Source organism: Mesotoga sp. HF07.pep.5.2.highcov, assembly GCF_003666285.1.
GTDB classification, from domain to species: Bacteria; Thermotogota; Thermotogae; order Petrotogales; family Kosmotogaceae; genus Mesotoga; species Mesotoga prima.
On record NZ_JFHJ01000097.1, the window covers coordinates 1 to 581 of the forward strand.

Annotated in this window: 1 pseudogene; it reads left to right on the forward strand. The window is 44.4% G+C overall.

The annotated features are described in order from the left end of the window. Nucleotides 1-276: 276 nt before the first annotated feature. Nucleotides 277-581: pseudogene (locus tag BG32_RS01665) on the forward strand (uroporphyrinogen decarboxylase family protein); the annotation flags it as partial.

Genomic DNA, 581 nt, shown 5'->3' on the forward strand with positions numbered 1-581 from the left:
GAGGATTTAAGATCAGGATCATCAGGATTCGAATACGAACTCATGCAAGAAACAGCTAATTAATGGTATTTAACTCACTTATTTATGTGCAATGATGAGCTTTTCAGGGATGTGGAAATCCCAGGATCGACTGAAGTTAAAACGTTTAGATTCAGAATTCCAAGCTCTGGCACAATGCTCCTCTCTTCTCAGACTCTCACAATCCTTCCTGATCAGTTCAGCAAAGGCTATAATCAGGTTGTCTAGCTTGAAACATAATTGAGCAGAGGTGAGCAGATGACATCGCGTGAAAGAATCCTTACTGCTTTGGGCCACAACGAACCTGATCGCGTTCCCATAGATCTGGGAGGAATGAGGACGACCGGCATTCATGTCAAGGCTTACAGAAAACTCGCCGACTATCTTGGTTACTGTGATCTTCCAGTAAGGGTTTTTGATGTTCATCAGATGCTTGCCTTTGTAGATGAGGAGATCAGGAGAGAAGTCCATTCCGATGCGATCGAACTCAAGAGACTGAATGGGGGCTTTGGAACTAAAATCGATTCCTGGAACGGGCGAGACATCTTCGATGATGGGTCGAG